14 protein-coding genes are annotated in these 16,877 nt (G+C 64.6%); 12 read left to right on the top strand and 2 right to left on the bottom strand.

Features of this window, described 5'->3' with window-relative positions; genetic code table 11:
* Positions 1 to 33 precede the first annotated feature (33 nt).
* The 6 genes from AAHK20_RS20440 (at position 34) to AAHK20_RS20415 (ending at position 8,481) form a co-directional block, all read left to right on the top strand.
* Positions 34 to 678, top strand: coding sequence for a response regulator (locus tag AAHK20_RS20440; protein ID WP_449183330.1), 645 nt, complete (start codon positions 34 to 36; stop codon positions 676 to 678).
* Between the two features lie 187 nt (positions 679 to 865).
* Positions 866 to 1,612 carry an aquaporin Z gene (gene aqpZ / locus AAHK20_RS20435; protein WP_449183329.1) on the top strand — a complete coding sequence of 249 codons (747 nt, stop codon included), beginning with the start codon at positions 866 to 868 and terminating at the stop codon, positions 1,610 to 1,612.
* 10 nt (positions 1,613 to 1,622) lie between these two features.
* Entirely contained in the window at positions 1,623 to 6,080 is a 4,458-nt protein-coding gene (locus tag AAHK20_RS20430) for an ATP-binding protein (RefSeq protein ID WP_449183328.1), read from the top strand.
* Positions 6,081 to 6,212: 132 nt separating this feature from the next.
* Complete coding sequence (locus AAHK20_RS20425; RefSeq protein ID WP_449183327.1) at positions 6,213 to 6,605, top strand: surface-adhesin E family protein; 393 nt, start codon at positions 6,213 to 6,215, stop codon at positions 6,603 to 6,605.
* 282 nt (positions 6,606 to 6,887) lie between these two features.
* On the top strand, positions 6,888 to 7,322 hold the full coding sequence (locus tag AAHK20_RS20420; RefSeq protein ID WP_449183326.1) for a CHRD domain-containing protein: 435 nt from the start codon (positions 6,888 to 6,890) through the stop codon (positions 7,320 to 7,322).
* A gap of 199 nt (positions 7,323 to 7,521) precedes the next feature.
* The gene (locus tag AAHK20_RS20415) at positions 7,522 to 8,481 is read left to right on the top strand and encodes an alpha/beta hydrolase (protein WP_449183325.1); all 960 of its coding nucleotides are present in this window, start codon (positions 7,522 to 7,524) and stop codon (positions 8,479 to 8,481) included.
* Here AAHK20_RS20415 and AAHK20_RS20410 read toward each other — a convergent pair.
* Entirely contained in the window at positions 8,451 to 9,296 is an 846-nt protein-coding gene (locus AAHK20_RS20410) for an EcsC family protein (RefSeq protein ID WP_449183324.1), read from the bottom strand. The two genes, AAHK20_RS20415 and AAHK20_RS20410, sit on opposite strands and share 31 nt — an antisense overlap.
* A 125-nt stretch (positions 9,297 to 9,421) precedes the next feature.
* Here AAHK20_RS20410 and AAHK20_RS20405 point away from each other — a divergent pair, with 125 nt between their 5' ends.
* Positions 9,422 to 11,014 (top strand): MDR family MFS transporter, encoded by a 1,593-nt coding sequence (locus tag AAHK20_RS20405; RefSeq protein ID WP_449183323.1) that lies wholly within the window; start codon positions 9,422 to 9,424, stop codon positions 11,012 to 11,014.
* A 29-nt stretch (positions 11,015 to 11,043) separates the two neighbouring features.
* On the top strand, positions 11,044 to 11,502 hold the full coding sequence (locus AAHK20_RS20400) for a MarR family winged helix-turn-helix transcriptional regulator (protein ID WP_449183322.1): 459 nt from the start codon (positions 11,044 to 11,046) through the stop codon (positions 11,500 to 11,502).
* 35 nt (positions 11,503 to 11,537) lie between these two features.
* Here AAHK20_RS20400 and AAHK20_RS20395 read toward each other — a convergent pair whose 3' ends face one another.
* Positions 11,538 to 12,815 carry an amino acid deaminase gene (locus AAHK20_RS20395; RefSeq protein ID WP_449183409.1) on the bottom strand — a complete coding sequence of 426 codons (1,278 nt, stop codon included), beginning with the start codon at positions 12,813 to 12,815 and terminating at the stop codon, positions 11,538 to 11,540.
* A 135-nt stretch (positions 12,816 to 12,950) separates the two neighbouring features.
* On the opposite strand from AAHK20_RS20395, the gene AAHK20_RS20390 reads away from it, so the two are divergent.
* The 4 genes from AAHK20_RS20390 (at position 12,951) to AAHK20_RS20375 (ending at position 16,834) form a co-directional block, all read left to right on the top strand.
* Positions 12,951 to 13,844 (top strand): MurR/RpiR family transcriptional regulator, encoded by an 894-nt coding sequence (locus AAHK20_RS20390; RefSeq protein WP_449183321.1) that lies wholly within the window; start codon positions 12,951 to 12,953, stop codon positions 13,842 to 13,844.
* 3 nt (positions 13,845 to 13,847) lie between these two features.
* On the top strand, positions 13,848 to 15,329 hold the full coding sequence (locus AAHK20_RS20385) for an N-acyl-D-amino-acid deacylase family protein (RefSeq protein ID WP_449183320.1): 1,482 nt from the start codon (positions 13,848 to 13,850) through the stop codon (positions 15,327 to 15,329).
* A gap of 102 nt (positions 15,330 to 15,431) precedes the next feature.
* Complete coding sequence (locus AAHK20_RS20380; protein ID WP_449183319.1) at positions 15,432 to 15,824, top strand: RidA family protein; 393 nt, start codon at positions 15,432 to 15,434, stop codon at positions 15,822 to 15,824.
* A gap of 119 nt (positions 15,825 to 15,943) precedes the next feature.
* Positions 15,944 to 16,834 (top strand): LAPAL motif-containing putative phage structural protein, encoded by an 891-nt coding sequence (locus AAHK20_RS20375; protein WP_449183318.1) that lies wholly within the window; start codon positions 15,944 to 15,946, stop codon positions 16,832 to 16,834.
* The last annotated feature ends 43 nt before the right edge of the window (positions 16,835 to 16,877 follow it).

Here is a 16,877-nt window from a genome sequence, read left to right as displayed (position 1 = left end):
AGGGCGGGGGCAACCAACAAAAGCAAAGACAAGATGACGAACCCTATCCGAATCATCGTTGCAGATGACCATCCGAGCGTTTGTCTTGGAATTATCAGTCTCTTGTCGTCCGTACCCAGATTCACCGTTGTCGGGCAAGCGTCGGATGCTCAGTCGCTTGCCGAGTGTCTGGACGTCCATCCGTGCGACGTCATCGTCTCCGATATCGGCATGCCGGGCCTGAACGGCGAAAGCAACGCAATCTCGCTACTGCGCAAAGTGCTGCGCCAAGGCCCGCGACCGTACGTCATCGTGCTCACGATGATCAATCACACTCAAATGCTGATTGGTTTGCTGCAAATGGGGGTGTCGGCAATTATCGACAAACGTGATGCCGTCGATTCGCTGATCTTGGCGATCGAATCGATCGGCACGGGACAACCTTATCTGTCCCCTCACGTCATCGAGACGATCCGCACGACGGATGGATTTCCGGCATCCCGAGCCGGTGTCTTGAGCCGCCGGGAATGGGAGGTCTTTCAGCTTTATGCAAAGGGCATGGCAATCCATCAAATCGCCAAGAGCCTTGGACGCAGCGGCAAGACGATCAGCACACAAAAGCGCAGCACGATGCGCAAGCTCGGTCTCGATACGGAAGCGCAGCTGATCGAATATGCTCGTCAAATCGGGCTCACTTAGTTCGGTCTACCTAATTTAGGAATCGTCTGATTAAGTTTTCGCAGCCTTCGCTCGAAACTAGCCGATGGCGCACGAATCGGTACACGCCGCTGGGAGGCGGCACTCCGCGATCCGGACGGCGCAGCAATCGGATACGCCGAGATCGACGTTGGGCGGCCCCCACGGCGCGACGGGCGATGGAGGTGAGATGTCGAATCTAAGAAGACGGCTAATGGCCGAAGCCGCGGGAACGGCGTGGGTAGTGTTCATTGGTTGCGGCAGCATGGTGCTATCCGCCAATTTCTGCGCTCAAGGTTTAGGTCTCCTTGGTGTATCGCTTGCCTTCGGGCTCAGTTTCACGACGATGGCTTACGCCATCTGGCCGATGTCCGGCGCGCACATGAACCCTGCAGTGACGGTTGGTTTTGCGGTCGCGCAGCGGTTTTCGATTCGCGAACTCGTGCCGTATCTCGCCGCACAGGTCGTCGGCGCAACGTTTGGAGCGTGGCTGCTCGCCTACATCGCCGGTGGTCGGCCGGGATTCGATCTAGCCGCCGCGGAGTTCGGGGTCAACGGGTACGGCGACCACTCTCCGTTCGACTATCGCTTGCATGCGGCTGCCGCGCTCGAGTTTGCGATGTCGTTTGCGCTCGTCACGGTCAACCTGCTGGTATCGGGCCGGCGCCTGTCCCGCGTCATCGGACCGCCGACGATCGGAACTTGCATCGCGCTGATCTACCTGGTTTCGCTGCCCGTCACGAACGGCGCCGCCAATCCCGCGCGCTCGACCGGGCCAGCGTTGCTCGTGGGCGGCTGGGCGCTCGATCAACTCTGGCTTTTCTGGGCGGCCCCGATGGCCGCGGCAATCCTCGCCGGCTTGTTGTTCCCGCTTGTTCAGAGCGGGTCGCGCATGGTCGATACGCCAGCTCCGCGGCAGCGCACGGCGGGTCGGTAAGCGTGGCCAGATGAGTATCGCCACGTTGGTTATAAAGCGATTCATTGCGGGCTGGACGTCCTATCTGCAGTGCGCGTTCGCGCTGGTTCTTCTCCTTGCGGCACCTGCCGCATTTGCCACGATCGGTCCGGCTCGACCGGCGGCGTCCACGCCGGCCAGTTCGGCCGCGGCGTTGCCGCCCTCTCCGGCAAAGGTGACGGTCGGCATGCTCGTCAGCGGTTGGGCGCCGTTCGAGGAGTGGGTGGGCGGCAAGCCCGCTGGCCTCAGCATCGATTATCTTCATCTAACGCTGCCCGATAGCGTCGCGCTCGACGTCAAGACGTTCCCCAATATGGCGGCGCTGCTGAAGGCGGCGTGCGACGGCCAGGTCGACATCGTGCCGAGCTTTGCGCGCACGCCCGAGCGCGAGCGCTGCCTTACGTTCTCGGCGCCGTACTTCCGCGGCGCGACGGTCGTCGTAACCCGTACGAGCGACAGCGCCATCTTTGACTCGGCCAGCGTGGGCTACGCCCGAATCGCGGTGGAACAGGGATTTTCGCTGGAGCGGCAGTTGATCGACCGCTACCCGCGCGCGCAGATCGTGGTGCGGCCGGATACGTCGGCCGCGCTGCGCGCTGTCGCGGACGGTCACGCCGACGCCTATTTCGGTTTCGCGCCGGCCGTGCGGCACGCGCTGGCGGCAGGCGATTTCGGCAACTTGCACATCGCGTTCGAAGAAGCGAACCGGATGGACGAGCTGCGTTTCGCCATGCCGCGCACCAGGGAGGCGCTGCGCAACCAGATTGACGCCGCGCTCGCTCGCCTGCGTCCGGTCGACGAGGGCGCGATCCGCGCGCGCTGGATCGGCTCCACGATCGACGCTCGGAGCGGGGAGCCGGGGGTGGGTCTGGAACTCGACGCCCGGGAGCAAGCCTACTTGCGCGCGCTGCCGGTCATTACGATCGGCTTCGACGCGTCCTGGGCGCCGTTCAGCTATGTCGATCAAGAGGGCCGCACGAGCGGCATCGCCTCCGACTACCTCGACTACCTGAGCCGCGCGCTCGGCGTGTCGTTTCGCCGCTCGCCGGACGCCGACTGGGCTGCCGCGCTCGACTCGTTCGAGCGCGACAACGTCGCGCTGCTCGCGACCGCGACCGCAGGTGATCCGCGCCTGCCCGGCGCGCAATTCACCGACGCCTACGAAAGCTATCCGCTCGTAGTCGCCGCCCGGCACAACGCGCCTCCTGCCCAAAGCCTCGCCGATTTCGCGCATCGCCGCATCGTCGTGACCGAGCATCTGGTCGATCCAAGGCGGCTCTTGCGGGCGGCGCCGCAGGCGTCCGTGATCGTGGTGCCCACTGTCGAGGCCGCGCTGCGCAAGGTGGCCGACGGCGAAGCCGACGCCTACGTCGACAACGTCGCGACGATCGACGCCGCGATTCAGGATCAATACGCAGGAACCCTGAAGATCGTCGGCACGGTCGACGCGACGGACCCGATCGCCTTCGCGCTCAGCCCGGACCTCAAGCCGCTGGCGGGACTCATCGATCGTGCGCTGCGCGCCATGCCGCAGTCGGAGAAGCTGCGCATTCGCCAGAAATGGCAGGGCGATGGGGCGCACGATCACACGGTGAAGGTGACGTCGCTGCGGCTGTTGCCGCTCTTGATCGGGATCGGCGTCGCACTGTTCGTGACGCTGCGCGCGTACGCACTGCTGCAGCGCGAGGTGCGGCGGCGCGAGCAGACCGAGCGCCAGCTCGAGTCGCAATTGAACTTCCAGCAGACCATGATGGAGATGGTGCCGTATCCGCTGATCGCGAAGGATTCCAGCAATCGCTACATCGCGGTCAACCGGGCGTTCGAGCTGACGCTCGGCGTCGATCGCAACGACGTGATCGGGCGCACTGGCGCCGAGGCATGCGCGTGGGGGCGTCAGCATAGCGAAACGCTCGACCGTCTCACGGCCGAAACCCTGCGCATGGGCGCGCTGCGCAGCATCGAACTCGATTTCATGAATCGCGCGGGCGACTTGCGGCACGGCCTGTTCTGGGTCGGCGCCTGTGCGGGGCTCGACGGGGCTGGGCCGGGCGTGATCTGCACGATGGTCGACATCACGGAAATCCGCCGCGCCGAGCGCCGTGCCCGTGAAACCGAGCGGCGCCTGTTCGACGTCACGCGCTCGCTGCCCGCCGTCGTGTTCCAGTTGCGGCGCGACACGAACGGCGAGTACACGCTGCCCTATATCGGCGGGGATACGGTTCACTTGCTGGGCGGCGAAGACAGCGCGCTGTTCGAAGACGGCTCGTTCACGCTCGTCTGCGACGAAGACCGCGCGCGCATCCAGGCGGAGCTCGAACTGTCGGCGGTGACCGGCGAGCCGATCCTGGCTGAATTCCGTCGCCGCGGCGACGCGGCGGCGCGCTGGGTCAGGGCCGAACTCGTGCCGCGCAAGGAGCCGAACGGCGGCGTCGTGTGGAGCGGCTATTGGGCCGACGCGAGCGTCGAGCGCGCGCGCACCGACGAGCTCGCGCACGCGCGCGACATGGCCGAAGCGGCGTCGAAGGCCAAGGACGACTTCCTCGCGATGATGAGCCACGAAATCCGCACGCCGATGAACGGCGTGCTGGGTCTCGTCGAGGTGCTGGAGACCACGCCGCTCAACGTCGATCAGCAGCAGATGCTCGGCATGATTCACGATTCGGCGGGCGCGCTGCTGCAGATTCTCGACGATTTGCTCGACTACTCGAAGATCGAGGCCGGCGCGCTCACGATCGAGGCCGAGCCGATCGACATGCGCGAGCTGGTCGATGGCGCCGTTGGTCTCCTGGCGGGGCGCGCGCACGAAAAGGGCCTGCGCATGCGCGTCGACGTCGAGCCCGAAGTCGCGGCGACGCTGCGCGGCGACAGCGTGCGGCTGCGGCAGATCCTCTTCAACCTGCTCAGCAACGCGATCAAGTTCACGCTGACCGGCGAGGTGTCGGTGCACGTGGCCGTTGTCACGCAGACCGAGGAGGGGCAGTGCATCGACATGTCGGTCGAGGATACCGGCATCGGGATCGCCCCGGACGTTCAGGCGCGCCTGTTCGAGCCGTTCGTGCAGGCGGAATCGTCGACGACGCGGCGCTTCGGCGGCACGGGTCTGGGCCTCGCGATTTGCCGCAAGCTCATCGACCTGATGGGCGGCACGCTCAGCCTGCACAGCACGCCTGGTGCGGGCACCAAGATGATGGTGCGGCTCGTGATGCCGGTCGCGCAGCAGAACTATGCCGCCGGGCGTTTGCGTGGCAAGCGCGGGATCGTCGCCATCGACGACTTCCGCATTGCGCGCGCGCTCGTGCATTTCGGTCAGGCGCTCGGCATGGATCTGCGGCGCATTTCGCCGGGCAGCGCGGAACTCGACGACTCGGCCAAGATGGCCGAAGTCGACCTGATCTTCGTGCGCGACGATTTCGACGTGCAACGGCTCGGGCGCGGCAAGTCCCGCATCATCCACGTGACGGAGAAGAAAAAGGCGACGGGCTACCGCGTGCTCGAAAACGACATCCGTGTGAGCGTGAATCCGATTTCCTGGCACGGCCTGGGCGCCGCCTGCGTAGCAGCGCTTTCCGACGCCGCTCAGCCGGCGGCGAAGGGCGGCCCTTTCGACGAGCGCCACGCGCCGCCTGATCGCGACAGTGCGATCGCGAGCGGCCGTCTGGTGCTGGTGGCGGAAGATCATCCGGTGAATCAGGAGCTGATCCGCCATCAGCTGGAGCTGCTCGGCTTTGCGTGCGACGTGGTGGACGACGGCGCCGAGGCGCTCTCGGCGCTCCAGCGTCACCCCTACGGCTTCCTGATCACCGATTGCCACATGCCGAACCTGTCCGGCTACGAGCTGGCGCGGCAGGTGCGCGAGCAAGAGGGCCGCGTCGGCAACGCCGCCCGTTTGCCGATTCTGGGCGTGACGGCGAGCACGGCGCCGGAAGAACTGCGCTTGTGCCGCGAGGCCGGCATGGACGACTGCCTCGTCAAGCCGACGCGGCTCGCTACGCTGCGCGATCACCTCGATCGCTGGTTCGGTGCGGAAGGCGAAGTCGACGTCGCCGCCGCCGCCGCCTTGGCAGAACCTCGCCTGCCGCTTGCTCCGCTTGCGGGCGCCTCCAGCGAGTTCGGTCCCGACGATCTCGCCTATATGCGGCAGCTGTGGGGCAGCGAATCGACGGTCAAGGCGCTGCTCGAGTCGTTCGTCACTTCGCTGCGCGACGATTTGTGCAAGCTGCCGCCGCTTTACGAGAGCGGGGACGTGACGAAGCTGAGGCATTGGCACCATCGCGTGTCGGGTGCCGCGAGCGTGCTGCGCTATCAGCCGCTGCTCGACGTGCTCGAAGCCTTTCGCAACGATATGGCGACGAAGCCGCACGACGAGCTGTGCGCGGCGGGCCTTTTGCTCATCGAAAGCTGCACGGCGATGCTCGATCGTATCGACGAGCAGGCGTCGCGTCTTTCGTAGCGGGCCGCCGAGCCTGTCGTGCATGGAAAGCCACGGATTCTGGCGTCAGTGCCCCTCTGCTACACTGGAATTCGCAGAGCATAAAAAGAGCAAATCGACTTACCTGGGCGTTTTCGACTACAGGAACTAGAAATGAAATTGCTCCGTCGATTGTTGATGATCGTGCCGGCGCTCGCGGCGATCGGCTACGCGCAGGCCACCAAGTGGACCAACCTGTCGAGCGCGAGCGATCTTGTCTACGCGATCGATACCGACAGCATCGCGAAGAACCCCCAGGGCTACATCGAATATCTGGCGAAGACCACTTGGGCGTCGCCTTCGCCGCTGCCGGGCTCGACGGCGCCGGTGGCGGTGTCGGTCACGCGTTATCAGATCGATTGCGGCAACAAGCAATGGCGTGCGCTGGATACGCACTATCAGGCGGCGGACGGTTCGTCTGTCGGCACGTATTCGCCTGCGCCTGCCGATTGGGCGTCGATCGCGCCGGGTACTGTCGTCGACTCGATGTTTCAGAAGGTCTGCTGAGCACGCGCGTCGAGTGAGGCTTGCGCGGAGGGCGGAGTGCGAAGCGCAAAAAAAACGCGGCCGAAGCCGCGTCAAACATTGGAGACTGCCTTCGATGAAGGAGTCACTTCTCGCAGAAACAAGTGTAGTCAAAGTGCATGAATGAATTGAGTCCGAAATTTGCAATGGACTGTTTTCAACGAGGTGAAGAAATTCGGCCATTTGCACTAGGATGAAAGTCCGCCGCTTACTGCGCGACTCGTTCCAAGGTTCGATCGGCGGCTTCAACGTTCTGGAGAAAAAATGTTTTCAATTCGTAAGCTGCATGTGGCCGTGCTGTTGTGGGCAGTGACACTGGGTGCGGCCTATGCCGATACGGTTGCGCTCAAGGCGGATCTCGAGCCGTCGAGCGAAGTGCCGCCAAGGGTGAGTCAAGGTCATGGCGCGCTGAACGCGACGTTCGATACGTCGTCCAAGGCGCTGAAATGGAACATCACGTACGCAGGGCTCTCCGGTCCCGCGGTCGCCGCGCATTTCCACGGCCCGGCGCCGGTCGGCCAGAACGCGGACGTCCAGGTGCCGATCCCGAAAGGCAAGCTCGCGAGCCCAATCGACGGTTCGGCTACGCTGACCGATTCGCAGGTCGCCGACCTGATGGCCGGGAAGTGGTACTTCAACATCCATACTGCGGCGAATCCGAGCGGTGAGATTCGCGGGCAGGTTCTGCCGGCGAATTGATGCGGACCGAGCTGGATTGAGCGCTGCGTGATGGACTGATGGACCCTCGCCCTGAGGCGAGGGCGTTTTAAGCGCGTGTGCCGCGCCGCATGGCGTGCGGTGCGCCGCTCTCGCCGTTGTTTAGGTGCACGCCCCCACAGCCGCGCCGCGATTTGCCCTTACCATGAAGCACCAAATCAATAAAAGGGAGCGCGCCGCGATGAGTTGGCAAAGCGCACTAGCGTGCTGGTTCCTGCGCCGGCAGTTCCGGCCGGAGACGCTGAAGCCGGAGATCAGCGTCGAGCGCACGCGCGAGCATTCGGACAAGCGGCTGTGGTCGCCGAAGGTGCCTCGCGGCTGGCGTCTTGTCGAACGATATGGGCCCGGCGACGCGCCCTTGCGCGGCGAATGGCTGGAACCGCCAGCCGCCATGCCCGCCGCGGCATCAGCTCGCACCGTCTTCTACATCCATGGCGGCGGTTACTACTTCTGCTCACCCCAGACTCACCGTTCGCTTGTATTCGCATTGGCCGCGCGCTGCGGTGTCCGGACGTTCTCGCTCGACTACCGGCTCGCACCCGAGCAACCGTTTCCCGCCGCGCTCGACGATGCGCTGGCGGCGTACCGCCATTTGCTGGCCGAAGGCACGCCGGCCGGGGCGATCGTGCTGGCGGGCGACTCCGCCGGCGGCGGCCTCGCGCTAGCCACGCTTGTTGCCCTGCGCGACGCGGGCGATCCGCTGCCGGCCGCCGCGCTGCTGTTTTCGCCGTGGACCGATCTCGCCGCGACGGGCGCCACGATCGTGACCAACGACGGCCTCGACCCGATGTTCTACGGCGTGGCGATCGAGCGGGCAGCGAAGTTCTATCTTGCCGATACACCCGCGACCCATCCGCATGCGTCGCCCCTCTATGCCGATTTCGCCGGCCTGCCGCCGCTATTCATCCAGGCGGGCAGCACCGAAGTGCTGCTCGACGATTCGCGCCGCGTGGCCGAAAAGGCGCGCGCCGCCGGGGTATCGGTCGACTTCGAGATTTGGCCGAACATGCCGCACGTCTGGCAGCTCTACGCGCCGTTCGTGCCGGAAGCCAGGAAGGCGCTAGATCGCGCCGCCGCTTTCGTGCGCCGCGCGGCGCGCGATGAGCCCGCTCACGCGTCGAGCGATACGTCGATGGTTTGATACGCCGCCTTGACGGCCTCCAGGCCGTAGCGGCGCTCGAGCCGGCGCACGGTGAAATGACCATGCGCCATTTGCTGAAAGTGGTCGATGAAGACGGTGTTGACCATCGCGCCGAGCACCGCGCCGATCGCGGGAATCGACTTCGCGGCGACCTGTTCGCTCACTTGCACCGAGAAGCGTGAGGCGATCGCGTTCACGAGCCGCACGAGCGCTGTCGAGCTGTGCGCAGTGAAGCCCTTCGCCGCAATCTCCGAGCTCGCTTTCGAAACCTGCTGGGCCAGTGCGCCGCGCACCAGGAAGTAGCCGAATTCGGCGTCTTCGCCGGCGCTGCCTGCCTTCGGCAGGCTGCCCATGCCGAGCACGGCCAGGCACTGCAGTTGCGAATCGATCGCGGTCAAATCCTCGCCTTCGCTGCGCGCGATGTCGCAGATCGAGCGGAACATCAGCGTGGTCGTGACCGGCAGCTCGACCGGCAGTGCGAGGAACCCGAACGCGCCGCCCGCGGCGCCGGTGGTCGCGACGGCCAGTTTGTGCAGCAGGTTGCTGGGCTTTTCGAACGCGCCGGACGACGATTGCTCGGCCTTGCCGAGCGTGCGCAGCGCGATTTGCAGACATTTGCGCAGCGCGATCTGGGTGGCGTCCGCGATCTTTTCGTTGGCGACGGCCGGCAGGCTCGAAATGAGCTTTTCGACCGGCGAGCCAACCATCCCGGCAAGCTTCATCGTCAGCGACGAGCTTTCCAATTGCGCCTTCGCGAGGCGCAGCGCCTTCAGGTCGTCGGTTGACAAAGTGGCGGTAAGTTGAATCGGCTCCATGAGCGTCCTTTGGTCAGACGATACGAGGCGAGCAGTGTGTGCGCGGCTCGGTTGTAAGACAAGAGATTACCCGGCGTGCTATGATTCCGCATTCTTTGACTCGTCAACCGTTGCAGTATCAAAAAATGGCCGTCCATACCGCAGCCCACCATTCGAGCGGGCAGGTGCTTCCGTTCCGGGAATCGCTCCTTGCGATGCTCGGCATTTCCTTCGTGACGATGCTCGTCGCGCTCGATCAAACCGTTGTCGGCACCGCGCTGCCGACCATCGTCTCCGAACTCAAGGGTTTCGAGCTGTACGCGTGGGTCGCCACGTCGTACCTGCTGACCTCCGTGATCACCGTGCCGATCTTCGGCCGGCTTGGTGACTATTACGGGCGCAAGCCGTTCGTGATCGCGTCGATCGTGCTCTTTACCGGTGCGTCGGTGCTGTGCGGCGCCGCCAACGACATGCTCTTTCTCGTGCTCGCGCGCGGCCTGCAGGGGATCGGCGGCGGGATGCTGGTCGGCACGGCGTTCGCGTGCATTCCCGATCTCTTTCCCGATTCCGTGGTGCGCCTGCGCTGGCAGGTGATGATGAGTTCGGCGTTTGGCATCGCCAACGCGGTCGGGCCGTCGCTCGGCGGTTTCCTCACGCAGTACTACGGCTGGCGGTCGGTGTTCTACGTCAATTTGCCGGTCGGGCTGCTGTCGCTGTTCTTCGTCTGGCGCTACCTGCCCCATCTGCGCCATATCGAACATCGCGGCAAGATGCGGCTCGATTGGCCGGGGGCGGTCCTGATCGCCGTGGCGCTCGGCTGCATGCAGCTTTTCGTTGAGCTGCTGCCGAAGCATGGCGTCACGCCAAGCGTGGCGGCGCTCCTGGTTGTCACGGCTGTGTCGGGCTGGGCGCTGTGGAAATGGGAGAAGCGTTTCGAGCACGCGATTCTGCCTGTCGACATGTTCCGCAACAAAGCCCTGGCCGCGCTCTTCACGCTCGCGGTGCTCGGCGGATTTTCGATGTTTTCGCTGCTGTTCTACGCGCCGCTCCTGTTCCAAGGCGGCTTCGGTCTCTCGCCGAAGGACGCTGGCCTCGTCATCACGCCGCTCGTCGTGTTCATCACGATCGGCAGCATCGTGAACGGGCGCATCGTCACGCGCATCCGCAATCCGAACGCGATGCTGTACGTCGGCTTTGCGCTCTTGGCGTTGTCCTGCCTCGGCGCGGTGATCGCGACACACAGCATGCCGCGGCCGCTCCTGATGGCGTTCATGGTGTTGGGCGGCGTCGGGCTCGGCTTCGTGATGCCGAACCTCACGGTGTTCGCGCAACAGACCGCCGGCCGCGAGCATCTCGGCATCGCGACGGCGCTATTACAATCGCTGCGCATGATCGGCGGGATGATCGGCACCGCGTTGACCGGCACGCTCGTCACGCACATGTACGCAAGCGGCGTGCGCGGTGCGCTCTCCGCGGACGGCGCCGAGCATTGGTTCAGTCAGATGGGCGATCCGCAGATTCTCATCAATCGCGACGCGCAAAGCACGCTGATCGGTCAGCTCACGCAGGCAGGGCACAATGGCGCGGCGTTGCTCGAAGCGGCGCGCGAGTCGCTGGTCGGCGCTATTCACGTGGGTCTGGCGGTGGCGGCGGTCGTGGCCGTCGTGTCCGTGTGGCAGTCGCGGCGCGTGCCGCACGTCAAGATCCGGCGCGTCGAGCCGGTCGTGCACGCCGACTAACGTTACACATCAAGGTTTCGGGTTACAGCATGGAAGAGCAGGATCGCGTCGCCATCGTTCAGCAATTCGGCCGGACTTACCGGGTCTTCATGTCGGCGTTCGAGGCGCATGTCGGGCATCCGTTGCCGCGCTGGCGCATTCTGCGCGAGCTGCACGATCAGAAGGGAGAGTCGTCGCAAAAGCGGCTGGTGGAGCGCTTGCGTGTCGACCCGGGTGCGCTCACGCGGCAATTGAAGTCGCTCGAAGCGCTCGGCTGGATCGCGCGCAGCACCGATGTGCGCGACAACCGCATCACCAACGTGAGGCTCACCGAAGTAGGACGCGAAGCAATCGAGGCGAGTCTGCCGCGGCGCAACGCGTTCCTGCACGACACGATGTCGGCGCTGCCGGACGACGTGCTGTCCGCGCTCGGCAGCGCGCTGAGGATGCTCGAAGTGCGCATCGGCGAGGTGGGTGCGCCGATGCCTGAGGAGATTGTTGAGCGCTGAGCGCGCCGCTTCGGGCGCGCAAATCTCGACTGCGCTTAAAAGTACGTCTCGATCACTTCCGTCACGCGATACTGCGGATCGACGACGAGCACCTGCCGCCACTTGTCGAACGTGAGGCACGGATGCGAGATATCGAACGCGATCATGTCGCCCACTTTGAGATCGGCGCCCGGCGGAATCCGCAGATAGGCGTGCTGATCCATCATGCCGAACACTTCCCAGCCCTCGCCGGCGCCGATATCGCGCGGCTTGCTCGTGCCGGGACGATAGTGGCGCGCCGGCTCCGGCAGGCCCGCATCGAACGCCGAGTCGCGCTTGCCCATGCCGATGATCGCGCGGTCCGGCTCGGGAATCGACTGCACGTAAGCCCATAGCTGCAGCGCCGGCAACAGCCCTTCGCCCATTTTTTTGGCGATCGGGTTGCGCGCGAAGATGTCGGTTTGCGCTTTCTTGTAGATGCCAACGTCGTGCGTCAGATAGCAGCCCGGCCGCAGCACGACTTCGATCTGGCCGGCGGCTTGCGCCTGCGCGAACTCCTCCGCCACCACGTCATACCACGCAGACCCCGCGCCCGAGAGAATCGCCGGCGTGCGGGCGAAGCGGCCCGCATCGGCCAGCTCGCGTGTCGTCGCGACCGCGCCGCGCAGGAACTCGCGCACCTCCGGCTCTTCCTTCAACACGCCTTCGTAAAGCTCGATGCCCGCGAGCTTGAGCGCGCGCGGATAGCGCGCGATCGCGGCGAGCACGGCGTCGCGTTGCGCCGCGTCGCGCACGCCCGTGCGCCCGCCGGGCACGCCGAGCTCGATCAGCACTTGCAGCGTCTTGCCGACCGAGCCGAAAAATTCGCCGAGTTGCTCGACGCCTTCAGCCGAATCGACGAGACAGAAGAACTCGAACTCCGGATCGGTGAGCAGCTCGGCGATCATCGCCATGTTGTGCTTGCCGACCAGCTGGTTCGCCATCAGCACGCGCTGCACGCCGCCGAGATACGCCGCGCGCACCTGGTGGGCGGTGGCGAGCGTGATGCCCCAGGCGCCGGTCTCGATCTGCCGGCGAAAGAGTTGCGGCGCCATCGTCGTCTTGCCGTGCGGCGCGAGCTTTACGCCGTATTCGGCGACAAATGCCTGCATCCATTTCAGGTTGTGCTCGATCCGGTCCGCGTACAGCACCGCTGCGGGCAGACTGACATCCTCGTTCAGCAGATTCCACTCGAGGCGCGCCGCTTCGTCGAGCTGGACGCTCGCGCTCGGCAGCATGCCGAGCCCCTTGCTATAGGGATCGATCGTTGCGGTCTGATAGTTTGTAACTTTCAGCATTTCTGCCTCATCGTTCGGTTAAATAGAATCGAAAGTTGACTTTGTCATGGTACAGAAAGTACGATCGATGCGAAATTGTTATTTAGTACCAAGACGCTGCCGCAGAGCGCCTGGTGCAAAGCGCGCGAACGGATGAACACGACCAGCGAACCGCTCACCTTCGATATCGTCGCACGCATCGCCGAATGCGCGCCCGAGCTGCGCTCGGCGGAGCGCAAGGTCGCGGCGCTGATCCTCGACGATCTGACCGGTGCGTCGCGTGCCAGCATCGGCTCGCTCGCGAAAGACGCCGAAGTCAGCGTTGCAACGGTCACGCGCTTCGCGAAGACCGTGGGCTGCCGCGACGTGCGCGAGTTGAAGCTGCGTCTCGCGCAGGCCGCCGCAGTCGGCCAGCGTTTTCTAAAAGCGGACTCGGGCGACGACGACACGCCCGAGCCGCTCGCCACGCGCGTGTTCGACGACGTGCAGACCGCGCTCGCTCACAACCATCAACTGCTGCGTCAGGCGCCGATCGCCGAGGCCGCCGCCACGCTGCGCGCCGCGAAGATGATCTACGTATTCGGCATGGGCGGCGGCTCGACCGCGCTCGCCGACGAGATGCGTTTTCGCCTCGTGCGGCTCGGTCGCCCGGTCGCGACCTATCAGGACGGCCTGCTGCAGCGCATGGTGGCGAGTACTTTGTCACGCGATTGTGTCGTGATTGCGTTGTCGACGACTGGACGCGTGCCCGAGATGGTTGAAAACTGCCGGATCGCGCAGCGCTACGGCGCGACGCTCGTTGCGATCACCGCGCCCGCGTCGCCGCTCGCCAAGCTCGCCGATTGGCTGATCCCGATCGTCGCGTTCGAAACCGATTTCATCTACAAGCCGTCGTCGTCGCGCTACGCGATGATGATGGCGCTCGACGTGCTCGTCACCGAGCTTGCGCTCGCGCAAGGCGACGAGAGCCGCGAACTGCTGCGCCGCATGAAGCACGCGCTCGACGCGCATCGCGGCGGCGGCGAACGCCAACCGCTAGGAGACTGACTCATGCACTCGCATCCCGAAGCTGCCGATACGCTGATCGTCGACGTGCAACTCTACGACGGCACCGGTGCGCCGCCCGTCGAGCGCGATATCGCGTTGCGCAACGGCAAGATCGCGGCGATCGGCAATCTGTCGAACTGGCTTGCGGAAGAAGTGATCGAGGCGAACGGGCAGGCGCTCGCGCCGGGCTTCATCGACGTGCACACGCACGACGACACCCACGTGATCCGCGCGCCGCAGATGCTGCCGAAGCTCTCGCAAGGGGTGACGACGGTGATCGTCGGCAACTGCGGGATCAGCGCGTCGCCGGTCACGTTGAAGGGCGATCCGCCCGATCCGATGAACCTGCTCGGCGAGCGCGACGCATTTCGCTATCCGACTTTCGCCGCTTATGTCGAAGCGGTGAATGCGGCGCAGCCCGCGGTCAACGTGGCGGCGCTCATCGGCCACACTGCGCTGCGCAACAACCAGATGGACCGGCTGGACCGCGCTGCGAGCGCGAGCGAAATCCAGGCGATGTGCGCGCAGCTCGAAGAGGCGTTGCAGCACGGCGCGCTGGGCTTGAGTTCGGGGCTCGCGTACGGCTCGGCGTTCGCCGCGCCGGTCGAAGAAGTGATGGCGCTCGCCGAGCCGCTCGCCGCGGCCGGGGCGCTCTACACGACGCACATGCGCACGGAGTTCGACGCGATCCTCGATGCGATGGACGAAGCGTACCGCGTCGGGCGGCATGCGCGCGTGCCGGTGGTGATCTCGCATCTGAAATGCGCGGGGCCGTCGAACTGGGGGCGCAGCACCGAGGTGCTGGCGTCGCTTGAAGGCGCGCGGCGCATGCAGCCGGTCGGATGCGATTGCTATCCGTACAACCGCAGTTCGTCGACGCTCGATTTGAAGCAGGTGACGGGCGATATCGACATCACGATCACCTGGTCGACGCCGCATCCCGAGATGGCGGGCAAGCTCGTGAAGGAGATCGCGGCGCAATGGGGCGTGTCGCAGCAGGAAGCGGCGGCGCGTCTGCAGCCGGCGGGCGCGGTTTATCACAACATGTCGGAAGAGGACGTGCGGCGCATCCTGTCGCATCCCGCGACGATGGTCGGCTCCGACGGCTTGCCGAACGATCCGCTGCCGCATCCGCGTCTGTGGGGCGCTTTTCCGCGCGTGCTCGGCCACTATGCGCGCGACGCGCAGCTGATTCCGCTCGAAGAGGCGGTGCGCAAGATGACGGGGCTCTCGGCGCGGCGCTTTGGGCTCGCGCAGCGCGGCGAGATCCACATCGGCTATCACGCCGACCTAGTGCTATTCGATCCGGCCCGTGTGCGCGATGCCGCGACGTTCGACAACCCGCAGCAGCCGGCCGACGGCATCGAAGCCGTGTGGGTGAACGGCGTGCTGTCATACCGCAGCGGGCAGGCGACCGGCGAGCGCGCCGGCCGCTTCGTCGCGCGCGGCGCGCAATCGAAAGGCGATGCGCAAGGCGCGTTCTGAGGGACACGCCGCGCTGGCGAAATTGATCAACTGTGAAGGCGCCGCCGCTCGGCATGTCACGGCACGGTGCGCGCCTAAACCCACCAAAAGGAGTGCAAGACGATGAAGCGATATGGAGTTGGCGATGCCAAGGGTACCGGCGGTCAGGTGATGCCGTTCGCGCGCGCGGTCGAGGCGGACGGTTGGCTGTACGTGTCGGGCCAGACGCCGATGGTCAACGGCGAAGTGGTCGAGGGCGGCATCGTCACGCAGTCGAAGCAGGCGATCGAAAACGTGATGGCGATCCTCAAGGAAGCGGGCTACAGCCCGGAACACGTCGTGCGCTGCGGCGTGTGGCTCGACGACGCGCGCGATTTCGCGTCCTTCAACAAGGTGTTTCTGTCCTACTTCGGCGCGAATCCGCCGGCCCGTGCATGCGTGCAGTCGAGCATGGTGATCGACTGCAAGGTCGAGGTGGATTGCATCGCGTATAAGGCGCCGGCGGGGAAGGCTTAAGGCTGCTTGGAGTTTAAGATGACTAACTGACTGCCGACTATGCTTTCGGCGGTCAGTTAAGTAAAAAAGTCGATGCGTGATATGCGGCGGACTGGCCGGGGAAGCCGCATAATGCTGGTATGAACAATCACGAACACTTCAACGTCGTTTATGACGGTCCTGCTCTAGCCGAACACCGGATGGATGTTCGCGACTTGGCGCCTGCGCTTGTCGCAATTTCGGACCTGTTCACAGCGGCAAACAAGGAGTTGAATGGCGACTCCGCGGACGTCCGCGTGGAGGTGAAGGGGAGCTTCAAGGCCGGTTCGTTTCATCTCGATCTGATCTTTGTTCAGAACCTTCTCACGCAACTGCGCGACATGTTTGCCGGTGCGAACGCATCTGCAATTTCGAATGCCTACACGATCCTCGGGATGTTGGGGCTGATTGGCGGCGGGGGACTAATTCACCTTGCGCGAAAGATGCAAGGCCGGCGTCCGCATCGTATCGAGCAGACGGGAGAGGTTTCCAAGGTTTGGATTACCGAAGCCGAAACGATCGAGGTCGACGAGCGAGTCGTTCGGCTATGGCGCAATAAAACGATCCGAACCAGTCTTCATAAAACGCTTTCACCTCTGGAACGCGACGGCATCACGAATTTCGGCATCTTGCGTGACGACAAAGTGGAACTGGTTGTTGAGGCCGATGAGCTGGCGTCGTTTGCCGTCTTTGACAATGATGGTGAGGTGGTCTCTGATTCAACGTCCCGAAAGGTCCTGTTGCTCGAGTCGGTGGTGTTCAAGGATGGCAACAAGTGGCGAGTTCACGATGGCCAGTACCCGTTCTTCGCCGCCCTTGACGACGAAGGGTTTCTTGCCAAAGTTGATGCTGGCGAACGATTTGGCAAAGGGGACGTGCTCATCGTCGATCTCCGGCAGATTCAGATGATCGTCGACGGTACGCTGAAGACAGAGTACCGGATCACTAAGGTCCACGAGCATCGCGCGCCGCTACAGCCGTTGCTGCTGTAGGCAATGACGACAGGTCCAGCCCGTGGGCCGAGGTGTCCGGCTA

The sequence above is a fragment of the Trinickia camelliae genome (assembly GCF_053525655.1).
The sequence above is the reverse complement of the archived record's forward strand: the minus strand, read 5'-3'. Positions and strand labels throughout refer to the sequence as shown.